The 17,824-nt window shown below is 59.5% G+C and carries 19 protein-coding genes; 4 read left to right on the top strand and 15 right to left on the bottom strand.

Annotated features, from left to right (window positions below):
• Positions 1-2 precede the first annotated feature (2 nt).
• The 15 genes from hisB to VMV64_RS06725 all read right to left on the bottom strand — a co-directional run bounded on the left by hisB (position 3) and on the right by VMV64_RS06725 (position 11,081).
• Positions 3-590 (bottom strand): imidazoleglycerol-phosphate dehydratase HisB, encoded by a 588-nt coding sequence (gene hisB, locus VMV64_RS06795; RefSeq protein ID WP_325329225.1) that lies wholly within the window; start codon positions 588-590, stop codon positions 3-5.
• A 79-nt stretch (positions 591-669) separates the two neighbouring features.
• Positions 670-1,731, bottom strand: coding sequence for a histidinol-phosphate transaminase (gene hisC, locus VMV64_RS06790; RefSeq protein WP_325329204.1), 1,062 nt, complete (start codon positions 1,729-1,731; stop codon positions 670-672).
• An 8-nt stretch (positions 1,732-1,739) separates the two neighbouring features.
• Entirely contained in the window at positions 1,740-3,041 is a 1,302-nt protein-coding gene (hisD, locus tag VMV64_RS06785; RefSeq protein WP_325329203.1) for a histidinol dehydrogenase, read from the bottom strand.
• A 39-nt stretch (positions 3,042-3,080) separates the two neighbouring features.
• Entirely contained in the window at positions 3,081-3,734 is a 654-nt protein-coding gene (gene hisG, locus VMV64_RS06780; protein WP_325329224.1) for an ATP phosphoribosyltransferase, read from the bottom strand.
• Positions 3,735-3,847: 113 nt separating this feature from the next.
• Positions 3,848-5,101 (bottom strand): UDP-N-acetylglucosamine 1-carboxyvinyltransferase, encoded by a 1,254-nt coding sequence (gene murA / locus VMV64_RS06775; RefSeq protein ID WP_325329202.1) that lies wholly within the window; start codon positions 5,099-5,101, stop codon positions 3,848-3,850.
• Positions 5,102-5,104: 3 nt separating this feature from the next.
• Positions 5,105-5,428, bottom strand: a complete 324-nt coding sequence (gene grxD, locus VMV64_RS06770) for a Grx4 family monothiol glutaredoxin (protein WP_325329201.1) — start codon at positions 5,426-5,428, stop codon at positions 5,105-5,107.
• 17 nt (positions 5,429-5,445) lie between these two features.
• Positions 5,446-5,685 carry a BolA family protein gene (locus VMV64_RS06765; protein WP_325329200.1) on the bottom strand — a complete coding sequence of 80 codons (240 nt, stop codon included), beginning with the start codon at positions 5,683-5,685 and terminating at the stop codon, positions 5,446-5,448.
• 1 nt (position 5,686) lies between these two features.
• The gene (locus VMV64_RS06760) at positions 5,687-6,442 is read right to left on the bottom strand and encodes an ABC transporter permease (protein ID WP_325329199.1); all 756 of its coding nucleotides are present in this window, start codon (positions 6,440-6,442) and stop codon (positions 5,687-5,689) included.
• Positions 6,439-7,356, bottom strand: a complete 918-nt coding sequence (locus VMV64_RS06755; RefSeq protein ID WP_325329198.1) for an ABC transporter ATP-binding protein — start codon at positions 7,354-7,356, stop codon at positions 6,439-6,441. The genes VMV64_RS06760 and VMV64_RS06755 overlap by 4 nt, the downstream gene beginning before the upstream one ends.
• A 117-nt stretch (positions 7,357-7,473) precedes the next feature.
• Entirely contained in the window at positions 7,474-7,764 is a 291-nt protein-coding gene (locus tag VMV64_RS06750; protein WP_325329223.1) for an STAS domain-containing protein, read from the bottom strand.
• 18 nt (positions 7,765-7,782) lie between these two features.
• Positions 7,783-8,415, bottom strand: a complete 633-nt coding sequence (locus VMV64_RS06745; RefSeq protein WP_325329197.1) for an ABC transporter substrate-binding protein — start codon at positions 8,413-8,415, stop codon at positions 7,783-7,785.
• Between the two features lie 17 nt (positions 8,416-8,432).
• The gene (gene mlaD / locus VMV64_RS06740) at positions 8,433-8,942 is read right to left on the bottom strand and encodes an outer membrane lipid asymmetry maintenance protein MlaD (RefSeq protein ID WP_325329196.1); all 510 of its coding nucleotides are present in this window, start codon (positions 8,940-8,942) and stop codon (positions 8,433-8,435) included.
• A gap of 4 nt (positions 8,943-8,946) precedes the next feature.
• Positions 8,947-9,744: a lipid asymmetry maintenance ABC transporter permease subunit MlaE gene (mlaE, locus tag VMV64_RS06735; protein ID WP_325329195.1), complete on the bottom strand. Its 798-nt coding sequence runs from the start codon at positions 9,742-9,744 to the stop codon at positions 8,947-8,949.
• On the bottom strand, positions 9,734-10,555 hold the full coding sequence (locus VMV64_RS06730; RefSeq protein WP_325329194.1) for an ABC transporter ATP-binding protein: 822 nt from the start codon (positions 10,553-10,555) through the stop codon (positions 9,734-9,736). The genes mlaE and VMV64_RS06730 overlap by 11 nt, the downstream gene beginning before the upstream one ends.
• A gap of 58 nt (positions 10,556-10,613) precedes the next feature.
• Positions 10,614-11,081, bottom strand: a complete 468-nt coding sequence (locus VMV64_RS06725; RefSeq protein WP_325329193.1) for a hypothetical protein — start codon at positions 11,079-11,081, stop codon at positions 10,614-10,616.
• A 141-nt stretch (positions 11,082-11,222) separates the two neighbouring features.
• Here VMV64_RS06725 and VMV64_RS06720 point away from each other — a divergent pair, with 141 nt between their 5' ends.
• The 4 genes from VMV64_RS06720 (at position 11,223) to VMV64_RS06705 (ending at position 17,818) form a co-directional block, all read left to right on the top strand.
• Positions 11,223-12,734 carry an AAA family ATPase gene (locus VMV64_RS06720; protein ID WP_325329192.1) on the top strand — a complete coding sequence of 504 codons (1,512 nt, stop codon included), beginning with the start codon at positions 11,223-11,225 and terminating at the stop codon, positions 12,732-12,734.
• Between the two features lie 76 nt (positions 12,735-12,810).
• A complete protein-coding gene (locus tag VMV64_RS06715; RefSeq protein ID WP_325329191.1) occupies positions 12,811-14,646 on the top strand; it encodes a secretin N-terminal domain-containing protein in 1,836 nt (611 codons plus the stop codon).
• On the top strand, positions 14,643-16,085 hold the full coding sequence (locus VMV64_RS06710; RefSeq protein ID WP_325329190.1) for a tetratricopeptide repeat protein: 1,443 nt from the start codon (positions 14,643-14,645) through the stop codon (positions 16,083-16,085). Before VMV64_RS06715 ends, VMV64_RS06710 begins: the two co-directional genes overlap by 4 nt.
• Before the next feature lie 5 nt (positions 16,086-16,090).
• Positions 16,091-17,818, top strand: a complete 1,728-nt coding sequence (locus VMV64_RS06705) for a GspE/PulE family protein (RefSeq protein ID WP_325329189.1) — start codon at positions 16,091-16,093, stop codon at positions 17,816-17,818.
• Positions 17,819-17,824: the final 6 nt, after the last annotated feature.

Here is a 17,824-nt window from a genome sequence, read left to right as displayed (position 1 = left end):
TACTATAGACTACCCTTGGTCGAAGGCATGGCACCGCCGAGGCGCGAGTCGACCTCCACCGCCATGCGCAGCGCACGGCCGAAGGCCTTGAAGATGGTTTCCACCTGATGGTGTGAGTTCTTGCCGCGCAAATTGTCGATATGCAGAGTCACCCCGGCGTGATTGACAAAGCCCTGGAAAAACTCCGACACCAGGTCGACGTCGAATTCGCCGATCGTACCGCGCGAGAACTCCACCGCGAACACCAGACCGGGACGCCCGGACAGATCGATCACCACGCGTGACAGCGCCTCGTCGAGCGGCACGTAGGCATGGCCGTAGCGGCGTATGCCCTTCTTGTCGCCGACCGCCTTGGCGAAAGCCTGGCCCAGGGTAATACCGATATCTTCAACGGTGTGATGGGCGTCGATGTGCAGATCGCCCTTGGCGGAGATATCCAGATCAACCATTCCATGCCGCGCAATCTGGTCGAGCATGTGATCGAGGAAAGGCACGCCACTGGCGAGTTTGGCCACGCCTGTACCGTCCAGATTAAGGGATACGCTGACCTGGGTTTCCAGGGTATTGCGGGTAACTTGAGAGGTACGCATTGGGTCGTTGGCCGAAGTTTTTCTCATTCTAACTCAGCATGGCAAGAGGGCAAAGCGGGCTGAGACGATATCCTGCATTCTAGGCCGTAATTTCTCTAAGTGCACCGACCAGCGCCTCGCATTGCCCATCCGTCCCGACCGTGATGCGCAGGAACGGCGCGATGCGCGGCGGGTTTTTGAAATGCCGCACGATAATGCTGCGCTCGCGCAGTCTGGCAGCAAGCTCGGCGCCATCATGCCGGTGGTGGCGGGCGAAGACGAAATTGGCGGCCGAAGGCAGCACCTCGAAGCCCAGCGATTCAAGATCGGCTACCATCCGGGTGCGGGTGGCGATCACCTTGCGGCAAGTGTCCTCGAAATAGGCGCGATCCTCGATCGCGGCGGCAGCCCCGGCAATGGCAAAGCGATCGAGCGGATAGGAGTTGAAGCTGTCTTTCACCCGCCCCAGCGCCTCGATCAGATCCGGATGACCGATCGCATAACCGACGCGCAGCCCAGCCAGCGAACGGGATTTCGACAGGGTATGAATGACCAGCAGGTTCGGGTAGCGGTCCACCAGCCCGACGGCCGACTCGGCACCGAAATCCACGTAAGCCTCGTCGACCACCACCACCGACCCGGTGTTCGCGCACAGTAAGCGCTCAATCTCGGCCAGCGCCAGCGGCCGGCTGGTGGGCGCATTCGGGTTAGGAAAAATGATGCCGCCGTTCGGCGTCAAATAATCGTCAACGCAAATCTCGAACGACTCGGTCAGCGGCAGCTGTCGGTAGGCGATGCCGTACAGGCCGCAGTACACCGGATAGAAGCTGTAGGTAATATCCGGAAACAGCACCGGCGCATCATGCTTGAGCAGCGCCTGAAAGGTATGTGCCAGCACCTCGTCGGAGCCGTTGCCGACGAAGACCTGCGCTGTTTTCACACCATAAAAGGACGCGATGGCTTCCTTCAGCCGGTCGCTGTTGGGGTCCGGATACAGCCTGAGCGTATCGCCCACCTCGCCGCGCAGCGCATTGAGCGCCTTGGGACTTGGCCCATAGGGATTCTCGTTGGTATTGAGCTTGACCAGATTGGGCAGCTTGGGCTGCTCGCCCGGCACATAGGGTGTCAGGGTGTGGACGACCTTGCTCCAGAAGCGACTCATGGTGATGCTCAGCCCCTCACGCGATATTCGGCCGAACGGGCATGTGCCTGCAGGCCCTCACCCTCGGCCAGCACCATCGAAATCTTGCCCAGCACCTGGGCACCGGCCTCGGACACCATGATCAGGCTGCTGCGCTTCTGGAAGTCGTAGACGCCCAACGGCGAGGAAAAGCGCGCCGTGCGCGAAGTCGGCAGTACATGGTTGGGGCCGGCGCAGTAATCGCCCAGCGCCTCGCAGGTCTGGCGTCCCATGAAGATGGCGCCGGCGTGTTTGATCTTTTTTGTCATCGCCACAGGATCCTCGATGGAAAGCTCGAGGTGCTCGGGCGAGATGTAATTCGCGATTTCGGCCGCCTCGTCCAGATCCTTCACCTGGATCAGCGCACCGCGCGCTTCCAGTGCGGTGCGGATGATTTCCTGACGCGGCATCTGCGGCAATAGCTTTTCGATGCTGGCCTGCACTGCGTCGATAAAGGCAGCGTCGGTAGAAAGCAGGATGGACTGTGCCAGCTCATCGTGCTCGGCCTGGGAAAACAGGTCCATCGCGATCCAGTCCGGGTCGGTCTTGCCATCGCAAATCACCAGGATTTCAGAAGGCCCGGCCACCATGTCGATGCCGACCACGCCGAACACGCGACGCTTGGCAGCAGCCACATAGGCATTGCCGGGGCCGACGATCTTGTCCACCTGCGGCACGGTCTGCGTGCCATAGGCCAGCGCGCCCACCGCCTGCGCCCCACCGATGGTGAACACCCGATCCACTCCGCATACCGCCGCAGCGGCCAGCACCAGTTCGTTGACCAGGCCGCCCGGCGTCGGCACCACCATGATCAGTTCCTTCACCCCGGCCACCTTGGCGGGAATCGCGTTCATCAGCACCGATGAAGGATAGGCGGCCTTGCCGCCCGGCACATACAGGCCGACCCGGTCGAGCGCAGTCACCTGCTGGCCGAGCATGGTGCCGTCGGGTTCGGTATAGCTCCACGACTGCATCAATTGTTTTTCGTGGTAAACCCGCACCCGCTCCGCCGCCTGTTGCAGCGCCTCGCGCTGCACGGCGGGCAGGTTATCGAACGCCTGCTTGAGGCGGGGCTGCGAAAGCTCCAATTCGGTTGCAGAGGCCGCATCCAGCTGGTCGAAACGCCGCGTGTACTCCAGCACGGCGACATCGCCCCGCGCCTTGACGTCGTGCAGAATAGCCGCGACCACGTTGTCGATGGACTCGTCCTGCGCGCCCTCGAAGGCCAGCAGATCGGTCAGCCGCACCTGGAAATCTGGCTGGGAAGTGGAATAGCGTTTGATGTTTAGCATGATGATTTAGTGATAATGGAATGGCCGAATTTTACAGAATCAGGGCGATGTTTTGGCGACGGTCGCGGCAAAAATATCGAGGATAGGCTGAATCTGTTCGCGTTTGAGCTTGAGCGCCGCCTGATTCACCACCAGCCGCGAGCTGATCTGCATGATCTCCTCCACCGCCACCAGGTGGTTGGCCTTGAGCGTACCACCGCTGCTCACCAAATCGACGATGGCATCGGCCAACCCGACCAGCGGCGCCAGTTCCATCGAACCGTAAAGCTTGATCAGATCGACATGCACGCCCTTCTCGGCGAAATGCTCGCGCGCGGTTTGCAGGTACTTGGTGGCGACGCGCAGGCGCGCACCCTGGCGCACCGCGTTCTCGTAATCGAAGCCTTCCGGCACCGCCACCATCATGCGGCAGCGCGCGATTTTCAAGTCCAGCGGCTGGTACAGGCCAGCACCTCCGTGCTCGTTGAGCACATCCTTGCCGGCGATGCCCATGTCGGCCGCGCCGTATTGCACGTAGGTCGGCACGTCGGAGGCGCGCACCACGATCAGGCGCACCTCGGGCCGGTTGGTGGACAGAATCAGCTTGCGCGAGGTTTCCGGGTCGTCGAGCGGAATAATCCCCGCCGCTTTCAGCAGCGGTGCGGTTTCCTCGAATATGCGGCCCTTGGAAAGGGCGATGGTGATTCCAGTCACGTCGGGCATCTCATTTGCTCAAAAAACAATTTTACCGCAGAGGCGCAGAGACGCCGAGAAATTCGAATCACGAGACCTCTGCGTCTCTGCGCCTCTGCGATGAAAGATAAAACTCAGTGCACCCGCTTGATCCGCGCCCCGAGCTGCGACAGCTTCTCCTCGATGCACTCGTAGCCGCGGTCGATGTGGTAAATCCGCTCGACGCTGGTTTCGCCTTGGGCGATCAGGCCGGCCACGACCAGGCTCGCCGAGGCGCGCAGGTCGGTCGCCATCACCGTGGCGCCGCTTAAAGCGGGCACGCCGCGCACCACGGCGGTATTGCCCTCGGTTTCGATGTTCGCACCCAGGCGCTGCAATTCCTGCACGTGCATGAAACGGTTTTCAAAGATGGTTTCGGTGACGGTGGCCGCGCCATTCGCCACTGCATTCAGCGCCATGAACTGCGCCTGCATGTCGGTGGGGAAAGCCGGATAGGGGGCGGTGCGTACGTTCACAGATTTAAGCGGTCCGGCCATTTCCAGACTGATGGTATCCGCGCCGCACTCGATATGGGCGCCTGCCTCGCGCAGTTTTTCCAGCACGGCATCGAGGATGTCGGGACGCACATCCTTGAGCAGCACCTTGCCGCCGGTGGCAGCTGCCGCCACCAGAAAAGTCCCGGCTTCAATCCGGTCGGGCATAACCCGGTAGTCAGCACCATGCAAACGGTCAACGCCATGCACGGTGATCACGTCGCTGCCGGCACCCTCGATTTTTGCGCCCATGGCGATCAGGCAGTTCGCCAGATCCACCACCTCCGGCTCACGCGCGGCATTTTCCAGCACCGTCGCGCCGTCAGCCAGAGTCGCCGCCATCATCAGGTTTTCCGTGCCGGTGACGGTGACGGTATCCATGAAAATCCGCGCGCCCTTGAGACGCTCCGCGCGCGCCAGGATGTAGCCGTGCTCGATCTCGATTTCCGCGCCCATCGCCTGCAGGCCCTTGATGTGCAAATCCACCGGACGAGATCCGATGGCACAGCCGCCCGGCAGGGATACCCGCGCCTGCCCGCAGCGGGCCAGCATCGGACCCAGCACCAGGATCGAGGCGCGCATGGTTTTAACCAATTCGTAGGGAGCCACCAGGTTGTGCAGCTTGCGCGCGGCGATCTCCACCCCCATGCGGTCGTTGACCGATACTTCCGCCCCCATCTGGTTGAGCAGTTCGAGCATGGTCGTAACATCGCGCAAATGAGGCACGTTGCCGATGTGGAGCGGCTCTTCCGTCAGCAATGCGGCACAGAGAATCGGCAGGGCCGCGTTTTTAGCTCCGGAAATACGGATTTCCCCGGACAGGGGAATACCGCCCTGAATGACCAGCTTGTCCATGAATTAGGCCTTTGCGCTTTCCACCAGCTTCTGCATCTCGCCCTTCTCGTAGAGGTCTTTCATGATGTCGGATCCGCCGATCAGCTCCCCTTTGATATAGAGCTGGGGAAAAGTCGGCCAATTGGCGTAATACTTCAGGTTTTCATAGACTTCCGCGTCTGCCAGCACATTGACCGCAACATAATCGGTCACGCCGCATGCCTTCAGAACCTGGGCAGCCAGCCCGGAAAAACCACACTGCGGGAATTGCGGGGTGCCTTTCATGTAAAGCACGATCGGGTTCTCGGTGACGGTTTGCTTGATTTTGTTCAATGCGTTCTGATCCATATCCACTCCAATAAATATCAAATTTGCTTCGCCCACTGTTCAGGGGTGAAGGTCTTCATCGATAAAGCATGAACTTCTTCATGCATCCTGTCGCCCAGCGCCCGATAGACAAGCTGGTGCTGCTGCACCATCCCCTTGCCCTCAAAAGCTGGACTGACGATCACCGCCTCGAAATGGCGGCCATCGCCTTGTACCTCTATATGGGTACACTCCAGGCCTTGTTCAATGTATGTTTTAACGTTTTCAGGTGTGGGCATGTCAATTCCGTAATTTATAACCGCTCTTAAGCAGAGCCAAAGTCGCCAATGATAATGCCAAAAAGCAGGTACCGACAATCAATAACCCCAACTCCGGAGAAACATCCGATACGCCGAAGAAGCCATAGCGGAACCCGTCGATCAGATAGAAAAACGGGTTGTAATGCGACAGCGCCTGCCAGAAAGGCGGCAGGGAGTGGATCGAGTAGAACACCCCGGACAGGAAAGTCAGCGGCATGATGATGAAATTTTGCACCGCCGCCATCTGATCGTAACCGCTCGCCCACAGCGCCGTAATGATGCCCACCGCCCCCAGCATGGCGCAACCCGCCAGCGCGAATGCCATCATCCACAGGGGATGGGCCAGCGCCACCGGCGTAAACCACAACCCGGCCAGCCCCACTCCGAGGCCAACCACCAGACCGCGCACGACGGCAGCTGCCACGTAGGCGGCAAAAAACTCCCAGTAAGCCAGCGGCGGCAGCAATAGGAACACGACGTTGCCCGACATTTTCGACTGGATCAGACTGGATGAACTGTTGGCGAAAGCATTCTGCAGCATGGACATCATCACCAGCCCCGGAAGCAGGAAGGCAGTGTAGCCGACACCCGGATAAACCTGCACATGAGATTCCAGCACATGGGAAAAAATCAGCAGGTAGAGCAGCGTCGTCACCAGCGGCGACAAAATAGTCTGTAGACCGACCTTCCAGAAACGCAGCAGCTCCTTGTAAAACAGCGTCCACAGGCCGGTCATCTCGCCACTTCCTTGTCAACCCTGCCCATGATCTGCAAAAACACATCTTCCAGGTCTGGCTTGAATACTTCTAGCTCCTCCACCGCCACATTTGACTCGCGCAGGGTTGCCAGCACTTTTTCCAGCCCGCTGTAGTCATTCAGCACCAGACGAAAGCAACCGGCCTCCTCGGCGACGAGCAGCGGGCGCAACACGTCGGGCAGCCGGTTGGGATTGAGCCTCATTCGAACCTGGGTTGCCGCATGGGCGTTGAGCAGGTTATGCGTGGTATCGAGCGCGATGACCTGCCCCTGTTTCAGCATGGCGATACGGCTACACAGGGTTTCCGCCTCTTCCAGGTAGTGGGTGGTGAGCACGATGGTGTGGCCGTCGCGGTTCAGGCGCCGGATAAACTCCCACAAATTCTGGCGCAGCTCCACGTCCACCCCGGCCGTCGGTTCGTCGAGCACGATCACCGGCGGCTTGTGCACCAGCGCCTGAGCCACCAGCACGCGCCGTTTCATGCCGCCAGACAGTAAGCGGGTGTAGGTGTCGGCCTTGTCCGTCAGGCCCAGGTTGTGGAGTATTTCATCGATCCAGGCGTCGTTCTTGCGCAGGCCGAAATAGCCGGACTGGAAGCGCAGCATTTCACGCACGGTAAAAAAGGCGTCGTAGACCAGCTCCTGCGGCACCACGCCAAGTGCGCGCCGTGCATTGCGGTAATCGGCCACCACGTCGTGGCCCATCACCCTGCTGCAGCCTTGCGTAGCCCGGGAAAGTCCGGCCAGAATGTTGATCAGTGTGGTTTTCCCAGCACCGTTGGGGCCGAGCAGGGCGAAAAACTCGCCCTGCTCCACCGTCAGATCCACGCCGCGCAAGGCATGCAGGCTGCCGAAGCGCTTGTGCACTTCGCGAATTTCAATCGCGGGGGTCACTGAAGGCAAAGTTTGGCTGAAAAAAGCGCTAGCCACGGATTAACACGGATAATCATCGAAGTTCCGCCTCAATCCGTGTTTATCCGTGAACATCCGTGGCTAGAAATGTTTTGGGGGTTAATCAGCTTCAGCCGGCTGGATCAAATCGAGTACGCTGTACAGGGTCGCCAGGCTCTTCAGATTATCGGGAAGGTGGGTAAAGCGGAGCTTGCGTCGATTGCGCTGAGCCTCGCGCAACCACTCCAGCACCAGGCTGACTGCAGAGGAGTCCACTTCCTCCAGTTGAGACATATCCACCACCAGGCCATCACGGACGAACAGCTTCAAGCCCTCCGTCAATACTGTATGGGCGTTGTCGATGGTGATCCGGCCCTGAATCCTGAAATTGTCGCCGTCCTGTACGATCATGTCCACGCTAGATCCGATTCAGCCTTTAGCGCCAGCCTGCTCGGCCGCGCGGTTCTTGTCGACCAGAACCTTGATCAGGCCGTCGATGCCGGACTTGCGGATCTCGTTGGAAAATGAGCCACGATAATTGGTAACCAGACTGATGTTGTCCACCACGACATCGTAGACCTTCCAGCCGTCAGCAGTTTTCTGCAAGCCATAGTCGATAGGAATAGGCTGACCACCGGGCTGGTTGACCACGGTCCTCACCGTTACATCAGTGTCGCCAGGCTCCATCCTCAGCGGCTTGTAGTCTATGGTCTGTTTTTTGTAAGCGCTCAGCGAAGTGGAATAAGTACGCACCAGCAAGGTCCGAAACTCCTTCACCAACTCATCCTGCTGTGCCGGTGTGGCCTGACGCCAGGATTTTCCCACGGCGAGCTGGGTCATGCGTTTGAAATCGAAATGGGGCAGCACCTTGGCATCAACCAGGGCGTAGATCTTTTGCTTGTTCCCGGCCTGGATATCCCTATCCTTCTTGACGATCTCCAGGACATCCTGGGAGGTTTCCTTGACCAGTGCGTCCGGCGCCATTTCCGCTGCGACCGCGACTGCCGTCGCACAAAAGAATGCCGTCACAAGGAACAGGGCATGGCAAAACGATTTTTTCATAATGCGCTCCAAAACAATTATTGTACTACGGCTTTTTTGTTGCCGCCTTGGGCTGTCTTTTTATCGCCACCCTCATCAGCCGCTTTGCTGAAAAGGGCCTGACCGATCAACTGCTCCAACACCAACGCCGACTGGGTCAGCTTGAATTTATCGCCGTTTTTCAGGTTTTCCTCGTCCCCCCCGGCTTCCAGGCCGATGTACTGCTCGCCCAACAGACCGGAAGTCAGGATAGCTGCGCTGGTATCCTTGGGAAACTGATAGTTTTTAGTGAGGCGAATTTCCACACGAGCCCGGAAGGTTTTATTGTCAAACTGGATGCCCGACACCCGGCCGACTACCACACCGGAGCTTTTCACCGGAGCCTTGATTTTGAGTCCGCCGATATTGTCGAATTCGCCGTACACCTGATAGGTTTCGGATCCATCATAGCCGCCAAGGTTCCCCACCTTGAAAGCCAGAATCAGCAGCGCGATGAGTCCGCCCACCACGAAAGCGCCCACCCACATATCCAGTGTCGTCCGTTCCATAAACCTACACTCCCCGAAACATGAATACCGTTAAAATAAAATCCAGGCCCAACACCGCCAGCGCCGACGTCACCACGGTACGGGTAGTGGCGTGCGATACACCCTCCGCGGTTGGCGGGGCATCATAGCCCTCGAACAGCGCAATCGCGGTCACCGCGATACCGAACACCATGCTCTTGATCACACCGTTCACGATGTCTTGCCTGAAATCAACCGCCGCCTGCATCTGCGACCAGAACGATCCCTCGTCCACCCCGATCAGCACCACCCCGACCAGGTAGCCGCCGAACACGCCGACGGCGGAAAACATCGCGGCCAGCAACGGCATGGAGATCACTCCGGCCCAGAAGCGCGGCGCCACCACGCGTGAGATGGGGTCGACCGCCATCATCTCCATCGCGGCAATCTGCTCGGTCGCTTTCATCAGACCGATCTCGGCGGTAATGGCTGAACCGGCGCGACTGGCGAACAGCAAGGCGGCCAGCACCGGCCCCAGCTCGCGCACCAGCGACAGCGCCACCAGCGAGCCCAGCGCCGACTCGGAACCATATTTCTGCAGGGTTTCGTAGCCCTGCAGCCCCAGCACCATGCCGACGAACAGGCCGGAAACCAGGATAATGATCAGCGACATCACGCCACTGAAATAGATTTCGCGGATGGTCAGGTGGATGCGGCGGAAGCTCGCGCCGGAGCTGATCAAAGTCATCAGGAAGAAACGGCTGGCGAACCCCAGGCGCCACACGCCATTGACCACCGCAGCCCCGATGCTATGCAAACCAAAACCGACTTTTCTATGCGGCATAAGAACTCCGAGCCTCCAACAGCAAATCCTTCCGGTAAGGCGGACTGGGATAATGAAAAGATACCGGCCCATCAATCTCTCCCCACACGAACTGGTGCACGAACGGCAGCTTGCTCGCCTTGATGTCCTCAGCGGAGCCCTCGGCGACAACTACACCATCCGCCATGAAATACACATAGTCCACAATCTTCAGGGATTCCTGGATATCGTGGGTCACCACGATCGAGGTCGCTCCAAGGGCATCATTCAGATGCCGGATCAGGTTGCCGATCACCGACAGCGAAATCGGGTCGAGACCGGCAAACGGCTCATCGTACATCATCAGCATCGGATCAAGGGCAATCGCCCGTGCCAGCGCCACGCGCCGCGCCATGCCCCCGGACAGCTCGGATGGCATCAGCTTGTGCGCACCGAGCAGGCCCACGGCATGAAGTTTCATCATCACCAGATCGCGGATCACGGTTTCAGGCAAATCGGTATGCTCGCGCATCTGGAAGGCCACGTTCTCGTAAACGGAAAGATCCGTAAACAGCGCCCCGAACTGGAACAACATGCCCATCTTGCGGCGCATTTTGTACAGGTCTTCCGTATCCAGCCCGCCCACTTCTTTTCCCGCAACCTTGACACTGCCGGTAGTGGGCTTGAGCGCTCCGCCGATCAGGCGCAGCGTGGTGGTCTTGCCGCAGCCGGATAGCCCCATAATAGCGACGAGCTTACCCCGGGGGATCTTCATATTAATCCCCTTCAAGATCGGACGTTTGCCGTAAGTGAAGTTCAGATCGCTGATTTCAACCAGATTTTCGGCAGGCACGAGAATTTGTTCTTTTATGCGAAGCACGCATTCTAAACCAGCTTGACTCAGGCAACAATCAACCCCCCATGATTTCCAACAGGATCTTCACCTGATTCATCGCATCCAGATCGTGATCGCGACTGATCAGATAGACAGGCCCCGTGCGTCCGGCAAGCCTGTTCAGCTCACCCGCCAAGCGCTTCAGATCCGGCTTGCCTTCCAGCCAGACCACTTGTCCGTCGACTGGATCGATACGCGGCGCCAGCACCTCCAGCCTGGCCTTGTCGCCATCCGACAATCCGGCCGGATTGGATTCAAGCACGAAGCGGAACCGCTCCAGGGTATCCTCCACCCAGGCACTCAGGGTTTGCAGGTCGCGGCCCGACCATTCTTCATAAGCCAGATAAACACAGGGGAAGGCGGTGTTGTAAAAGGTCAGACGCCATTCCGGCGGCATCCCGTCCGGGTAGAAGCACCCCTCCCACTGCGGGTGCTCCCAGCCAGCGCTGCCAATATAAAATTGGTGATTTGTCGATTTTTCCATCGGCTGGGATTATATCAGCCATCATCATCCCCGCCTCGCCATGCAACCAACGGCCCTTCGACGGGCTAAGGATTTCACCTATTCCGCAGGAATGGTTTGTGGCACAATCACTTAATACCCTATCCGGCTCAATCTAAAGCAATGTATCTCGACCATTTCGGCCTAAACCAGCCGCCCTTCAAGATCACGCCGAACACCGAATTTTTCTATACCGGCGGCAACCGTGGCGCCATTCTGGACGCGCTACTCTACGCCATCATCCACGGCGAAGGCATCGTCAAAGTCACCGGCGAGATCGGCAGCGGCAAAACCATGCTGTGCCGAATGCTGGAGAGCATGCTGCCGGACAATGTGGAAGCGATCTACCTGGCCAATCCCAGCCTGAACCGGGACGACGTCTTTCACGTCATCGCCAGCGAACTGAGCCTCTCCACCAAGGGAAAACGTGCCAGCGAAACCCTCCACCTGATACAGGACTACCTGATCGAAAAACACGCCGCCGGCAAGCAGGTCGTGCTTCTGGTCGAGGAAGCCCAGGCCATGCCGCTTGACACCCTGGAAGAAATCCGTTTGCTTTCCAACCTGGAAACCTCGCACCACAAACTGCTGCAAATCGTGCTGTTCGGCCAGCCCGAGCTGGACGAAAACCTCGGCTTGCCGCGAATGCGCCAGCTGAAAGAGCGGATCACGCACAGCTTCACGGTGCCGCCGCTCGCCGGAAAAGAAATCCCCGAATACCTGATGTTCCGCATGTGCGCCGCCGGCTATCGTGGGCCGGACCTCTTCGGTACGGGCGCGGTCAAGCTGATCGCCAATGCCTCCCAAGGCATCACACGGCGCATTAACGTTCTCGCGGACAAGGCTCTGCTCGCGGCATTTTCCCTGAACACCCACAATATCAGGCCCAAACACGTCAAGGCCGCAATCAAGGATACCGAGTTCTCAGGCGCCGCATCTGCAAGCCCCTCCCTGAAAAGAATCGGGTTTTCCGTTATGCTGTTCGGACTGGGGATAGCGCTTGGAGTCGGCTGGCAAGATATTTCGAATCTCTCCTCCCTCATCACCGCCACCGCTCCAACTCCGGTTCCCATCGCCAAGCTTGTGCCTCAACCCCCTGTTGCAACCGCCGCTTTACCTGCCGCACAGCCGGTCATTCAGGAAGAGCCCGCGCCGGCTTCCTCGGCCCCGGCTACCGACGAGGCGCCACCCCCCTCTGCACAAGAAAAACCCTCGCAAGCGCCTACCGCGCCACAAACAACAACACTACAGGGCACACCTTCCCCAGCCGCTTCCACCCCGATGCCAAGCCTGCTGCAGCAACGATTGGATGCAACGCGGGCATGGCTGGACAAAAAAGAAGATGAAGCGCATTTCAGCATTCAACTCATGGTCGCCGATTCCGATGCGGAAGCCATCTCACGACTGGAGCGCTTTTTTCAAAGAAACGCTCTGGAACTTCAACAACTTTACGTCTACCCCTCCTCCTTAACGGGGAAAAACGGATTTGGCGTTTTATTCGGCAATTTTACAACACGTGACGAAGCGCTTGCTTCGTTGGCCCGCCTTCCCAGGGAAATGAAAATCAGCCGCCCGATCATACGAACCGTGAGGGGCGTAAAAGCTGAAATCACGGGACAGAGGCATGACAACTAAAAACTTCACCAATTGATTTAAATAATGCAACCAATCAATTGGTTTTAAATATAAATAGTGTTACATTATTTTAATAATGCCTAATTACTTATTGATCCTTGTCGGCTGCCTGCTTGTCACTGCTTGCGGCACGCAGCCGGTTGCGCCCTCTGCCGGCCATATCCAGGATAAACCCCGCCCGGCTGGCAACATCCCTCAACCGGTCAGGCAAACCGTGCTGCTCCCTCCCCCCAGGCCCGCCGCCAAGACCGAAACCTATAGCGTGGTCGTCAATGACGTGCCCGTGCGCGAGCTGCTGTTCGCCCTGGCGCGGGATGCCAAATTGAACGTCGACGTTCATCCCGGCATCGAAGGCAACATCACCCTTAATGCCATCGACCAGTCGCTACCGCAGCTGCTCACCCGCATCGCCAAACAGGTGGATATGCGCTATGAAATCGAAGGCCCCAACCTGACGGTACTGCGCGACGCCCCCTATCTCAAGCAATACAAGGTGGATTACCTCAACATGTCGCGGGAAACGACCAGCAACGTCAGCATCGCCACCCAGATCGCTTCCGCGGGCAGGGGCTCGGTCACTACCGGTGGTGGCGGTGCCGCGACGACAGGCGGGTCGGCAAACAGCAATTCCACCACCAGCCTGACCAATACCTCGAAAAACCACTTCTGGCAGACGCTGGTGCAGAACCTCAAGGACATCCTGCACGAAACGGACAAGCTACTGCCCGACGGCAGCAGTGAAACCACGGTGGAACAGGCTGGAATGCAATCCACAACCGGCACCGGCGTCGCAGCCACCCCCAGCCGCAAATCAAGCTACGCTATCAGCACCATCGCCAACAGTCCCAATCCGGCCTTGCTCGCCACCGACAGCTCCACCGTCACACGCCGCTCCACCTTCCGTGAAGCTGCCTCGGTCATCGCCAACCCGGAAAACAGCATTATTGCGGTACGCGCCACCTCGCGCCAGCACGAGAAGGTGCAGGAATTTATCGATCAGATTCTCGCCAACGCCAAGCGCCAGGTACTGATCGAGGCCACAGTCGCCGAAGTCCAGCTGTCGAACCAGTACCAGCAGGGCATCGACTGGTCTAGCCTGCGCAATGACAGCACCGGATTCAATCTCAGGCAAGGCCGGATCGGCATCCTGCCATCGGGCGTGAATCCCGGTGCATCGCCCGGAATTTTCACGCTCGGTTACGCCAACCCGAACTCGGTACTCGGCAATATCGCCGCCACCATCCAGTTGCTGGAATCGTTCGGCAAGGTCAGGGTGCTGTCCAGCCCGAAAATCAGCGTGCTCAACAATCAGACGGCGCTGCTCAAGGTGGTGGACAACCGCGTGTACTTCACCATCACCGCGCAGACCACTCCGTCCACCGTCGCCGGCGTGCCCCCCATCACCACCTTCTCCTCGGAAGTGCACACCGTGCCGATCGGTTTCGTCATGAGCGTCACGCCGCAAATCGCGGACACCGACGAGATCACGCTCAACATCCGGCCGACCGTTTCGCGCATCATCGGCTACGTCAACGACCCCAACCCGGATCTCGCCAACGCCGCCACACCGGTCATCAGCCGCATCCCCGAAATCCAGACACGGGAAATGGAATCCATGCTCAAGGTCAGCAGTGGGCAAATTGCAGTGATGGGCGGCCTGATGCAGGATTCGGTCGACAACCTGAAGGACGCGGTTCCCGGCCTCTCCAGGCTACCCTTGATCGGCGACATCTTCAGTTACCGCAACGAAACCACGACCAAGACCGAGCTGGTGATTTTCCTGCGCCCGGTCGTCGTCAAAGACGCGAGCATGAACGGGGACTACCGCAATGCGGGGGTATCGGTTCCGGGTGCAGATTTCTTTAGTGAAGCGCCTTCATCGCAAACCGCGCAAGGCGGTGCAAGGCCATGAGCCTGCTGATGGAAGCCCTGAAACGGGCGGAGCGGGAAAAATTCAAAGTCGCCCCGGATGAATCCGTACCAGAAGTAAGCAGCGCCGGCTTGGCTGTTGAGCCGGATTGGCCGCCCACCCCGGAACGGCTTCAGGACGAAGGCCCTTTCCCATCCCTTAAATGGGAGGAACCGACGCCCGGCGACAGCGCGCCGGCAGCCATGGCATTCGCGGCAGCACCCGCCCTCTCGCTGGAAGCGCTCCCTCCCGAACCCGCTCCCGCCACGGCAACAGCCATTCCACCGATCGCGGCAACCGAGCCGCAAAGCGCAATGCCCCCGCCCCAGGCCCCCGCACGGTGGGAAGAGCCTGCGCCAGCCAAATCCTCGCTTCCGCGAACAGCGCCTCCATCACAAAACAGGCTACACGGCACGCCTTCCGCGATCAAGCAGCCGCTCGCGCAGGAAACCACGACCGCCCAGCGCCAGCAACACGCCGCCAATGTCCTCGCCGTTACCAACAAGACGCCCGACCGCAACCGACTGCTGCCGGCCGCCGTCAGCGCAGCGGCAATTTTCCTGCTCGCCGGCGGCGCCTATCTGTACTGGCAGTATCCACAATTATCGTCGGCGCTGGACCGAGGCGGGCTACATCCGGCCCCCATCGCGCCCCCGCCCATGACAGCAGCGGTGGCGACAGTCGCGCCAAGCCTGCTCCCGGCACCACTATCCGCGCCGCCTCCCATGCTGACCGCCACCGAAACCATGGCGAGCAACATGAGTCCGGCTGACGAGCGGCAAACGCCACCGCCGCCCGCCGCACCCTTGGTGGAACAGGCCTCGAAGGAATCCACCATCACCATTCGCCGCAGCACCCCCAAAGATCAGGTCGCCCCCGCTCTGGCCCGCGGCTATTCAGCCTTCATGGCCGGCAATGATGGCCTTGCGCAGCAGGAATACGCCAGCATCCTGCGGCAGGACGGCAACAACCGCGATGCCCTGCTAGGCATGGCCGCCATCGCGGCAAAACGCGGGCGCAGCGACGAAGCAGTCAAAACCTACCTGCGCCTCCAGGAACTGGACCCGCGCGATGCGGCGGCCCAGGCCGGCATGCTCGCCCTCGCAGCCGGCCAGGCCGACCCGGTGCAAAGCGAAAGCCGGGTCAAAACCCTCCTCGCCCAACAGCCGGACGCCCATTTTCTGCATTTCGCCCTGGGCAACCTGTATGCAGGCCAGTCACGATGGGCGGAAGCGCAGCAAGCGTTTTTCCATGCCTACCAAAAATCGCCCCACAACCCGGACTATCTTTACAACCTGGCCATCAGCCTCGACCAGCTGAACCAGGGCAAGCTGGCGCTGGAGTACTACCAGCTCGCCCTGTCCCAGTCCGGCCCGGCGAATTTCGACAAAGCTGCGGCCCAGAACCGCGTTAAAGAACTCCTGCAGCCGGCGGGCAATTAAAAACCATGGCCGAACAACCCAAACTCCCCCTAGGCAAATTGCTGGTCGAGAAGGGCGTCATCAGCGACGACCAGTTGCGCATCGCCCTGCTCGAGCAGAAACGCACCAGCGTCCCGCTGGGCAAGCAGCTCATCCATCTCGGCTTCGTCACCGAGGCCACGGTGCGCGAAGCGCTAAGCGAAAACCTGAACCAGCAGAGCGCGGATTTGTCCCATATGGTAGTGGATGCCGCCGCGCTCAAGCTGATCCCGAAGGATATCGCCAAGCGCTACTGCGTCTTCCCGCTGGAATTCGACCGGCAGCGCAACACACTGATGCTGGCGATGTCCGACACCCACAACCTCGTCGCGCTGGATCAGGTGCGCGCCATGCTGGGCATGGATATCGCCGTCGAGCCGGTGCTGGCGGGCGATTCCGAAATCATCCGGGTGATCGACCAATTTTATGGCTTCGAGCTTTCGATCGACGGCATCCTGCACGAAATCGAAACCGGGGAAATCGATTACCAGAGCCTGCAAACCGTTTCCGGCGAATACAGCCAGCCTCTGGTGCGCCTGGTCAATTCCTTGCTGGCCGATGCAGTGCAGCATGGCGCCTCCGACATTCACTTCGAGCCGGAGCAGTTCTTTTTGCGCATCCGCTATCGCATCGACGGCGTGCTGCGGCAAATCCGCAGCCTGCACAAGACCTACTGGGCCGCCATGGTCGTGCGTCTGAAAGTGATGAGCAACATGAACATCGCCGAGACTCGCGGCCCTCAGGATGGGCGCATTTCCATCACTTTTTCGGGACGCGCGATCGATTTTCGTGTTTCAGCCCAGCCCACCGCGCATGGCGAGAACATCGTGCTGCGCATCCTCGACCGGCAAAAAAGCATCGTATCACTGGACGGTCTCGGCCTGACGGATGCCGAACTGACCCTGCTCAAGCTCATGCTGGCCAGGCCGGATGGAATCATCCTGGTGACCGGCCCGACCGGCAGCGGCAAGACCACCACGCTGTATTCCATCCTGAATCACATCAACACCGAAAGCGTCAACATCATGACGCTGGAAGACCCGGTCGAATACCCGATGAACATGATCCGCCAGACCTCGGTCAACGAGGCGGCTAAAATGGACTTCGCCAACGGCATCCGCTCGATGATGCGGCAGGATCCGGATATCATTCTGGTGGGCGAAATCCGTGACACTGAAACAGCGGAAATGGCCTTCAGTGCTGCCATGACCGGCCACCAGGTCTATTCCACCCTGCACACCAATTCGGCGGTCGGCGTCATCCCGCGGCTGCTGGACATCGGCATCCGGCCCGACATCCTGTCCGGCAACATCATCGGCGTAGTCGCCCAGCGCTTGTTGCGCAAGCTCTGCCCCCACTGCAAGCAGCCTTTCCAGCCAGACCCGCTGGAAGGCCGGCTTCTTGGGCTTGACAATGAAGCCCCCGGCATCACGATCTACCGCGCCACCGGCTGCGAGCACTGCGACTTCCAAGGCTACAAGGGGCGCATCGCGATCATGGAACTACTCAAGATGGATGCGGACCTGGATGAGCTGATCGCGCGCCGCGCCCCCACCCTTGAAATAAAAGCCATGGCGATGTCCAAAGGCTTCCGCACACTGGCCGACGATGGCGCCCGCCGCGTACTGGATGGATCCACCTCACTCGACGAAGTTTCGCGCGTAGTGGACCTGACCGCCAAGATCAGAAGTTTCGCGCGCGATGGTCAACACTGATAGGAT

The organism is Sulfuricella sp., from assembly GCF_035531155.1.
Classification (GTDB): Bacteria; Pseudomonadota; Gammaproteobacteria; order Burkholderiales; family Sulfuricellaceae; genus Sulfuricella.
This window is presented reverse-complemented; position numbering and strand designations above follow the sequence as displayed.

Excerpts from the sequence above, each read along its gene's own strand:
- hisB (WP_325329225.1), bottom strand. The coding sequence starts at position 590 with ATGCGTACCTCTCAAGTTACCCGCAATACCCTGGAAACCCAGGTCAGC.
- hisC (WP_325329204.1), bottom strand. The coding sequence starts at position 1,731 with ATGAGTCGCTTCTGGAGCAAGGTCGTCCACACCCTGACACCCTATGTG.
- hisD (WP_325329203.1), bottom strand. The coding sequence starts at position 3,041 with ATGCTAAACATCAAACGCTATTCCACTTCCCAGCCAGATTTCCAGGTG.
- murA (WP_325329202.1), bottom strand. The coding sequence starts at position 5,101 with ATGGACAAGCTGGTCATTCAGGGCGGTATTCCCCTGTCCGGGGAAATC.
- grxD (WP_325329201.1), bottom strand. The coding sequence starts at position 5,428 with ATGGATCAGAACGCATTGAACAAAATCAAGCAAACCGTCACCGAGAAC.
- VMV64_RS06765 (WP_325329200.1), bottom strand. The coding sequence starts at position 5,685 with ATGCCCACACCTGAAAACGTTAAAACATACATTGAACAAGGCCTGGAG.
- VMV64_RS06760 (WP_325329199.1), bottom strand. The coding sequence starts at position 6,442 with ATGACCGGCCTGTGGACGCTGTTTTACAAGGAGCTGCTGCGTTTCTGG.
- VMV64_RS06750 (WP_325329223.1), bottom strand. The coding sequence starts at position 7,764 with ATGATCGTACAGGACGGCGACAATTTCAGGATTCAGGGCCGGATCACC.
- VMV64_RS06745 (WP_325329197.1), bottom strand. The coding sequence starts at position 8,415 with ATGAAAAAATCGTTTTGCCATGCCCTGTTCCTTGTGACGGCATTCTTT.
- mlaD (WP_325329196.1), bottom strand. The coding sequence starts at position 8,942 with ATGGAACGGACGACACTGGATATGTGGGTGGGCGCTTTCGTGGTGGGC.
- mlaE (WP_325329195.1), bottom strand. The coding sequence starts at position 9,744 with ATGCCGCATAGAAAAGTCGGTTTTGGTTTGCATAGCATCGGGGCTGCG.
- VMV64_RS06725 (WP_325329193.1), bottom strand. The coding sequence starts at position 11,081 with ATGGAAAAATCGACAAATCACCAATTTTATATTGGCAGCGCTGGCTGG.
- VMV64_RS06720 (WP_325329192.1), top strand. The coding sequence starts at position 11,223 with ATGTATCTCGACCATTTCGGCCTAAACCAGCCGCCCTTCAAGATCACG.
- VMV64_RS06715 (WP_325329191.1), top strand. The coding sequence starts at position 12,811 with ATGCCTAATTACTTATTGATCCTTGTCGGCTGCCTGCTTGTCACTGCT.
- VMV64_RS06710 (WP_325329190.1), top strand. The coding sequence starts at position 14,643 with ATGAGCCTGCTGATGGAAGCCCTGAAACGGGCGGAGCGGGAAAAATTC.
- VMV64_RS06705 (WP_325329189.1), top strand. The coding sequence starts at position 16,091 with ATGGCCGAACAACCCAAACTCCCCCTAGGCAAATTGCTGGTCGAGAAG.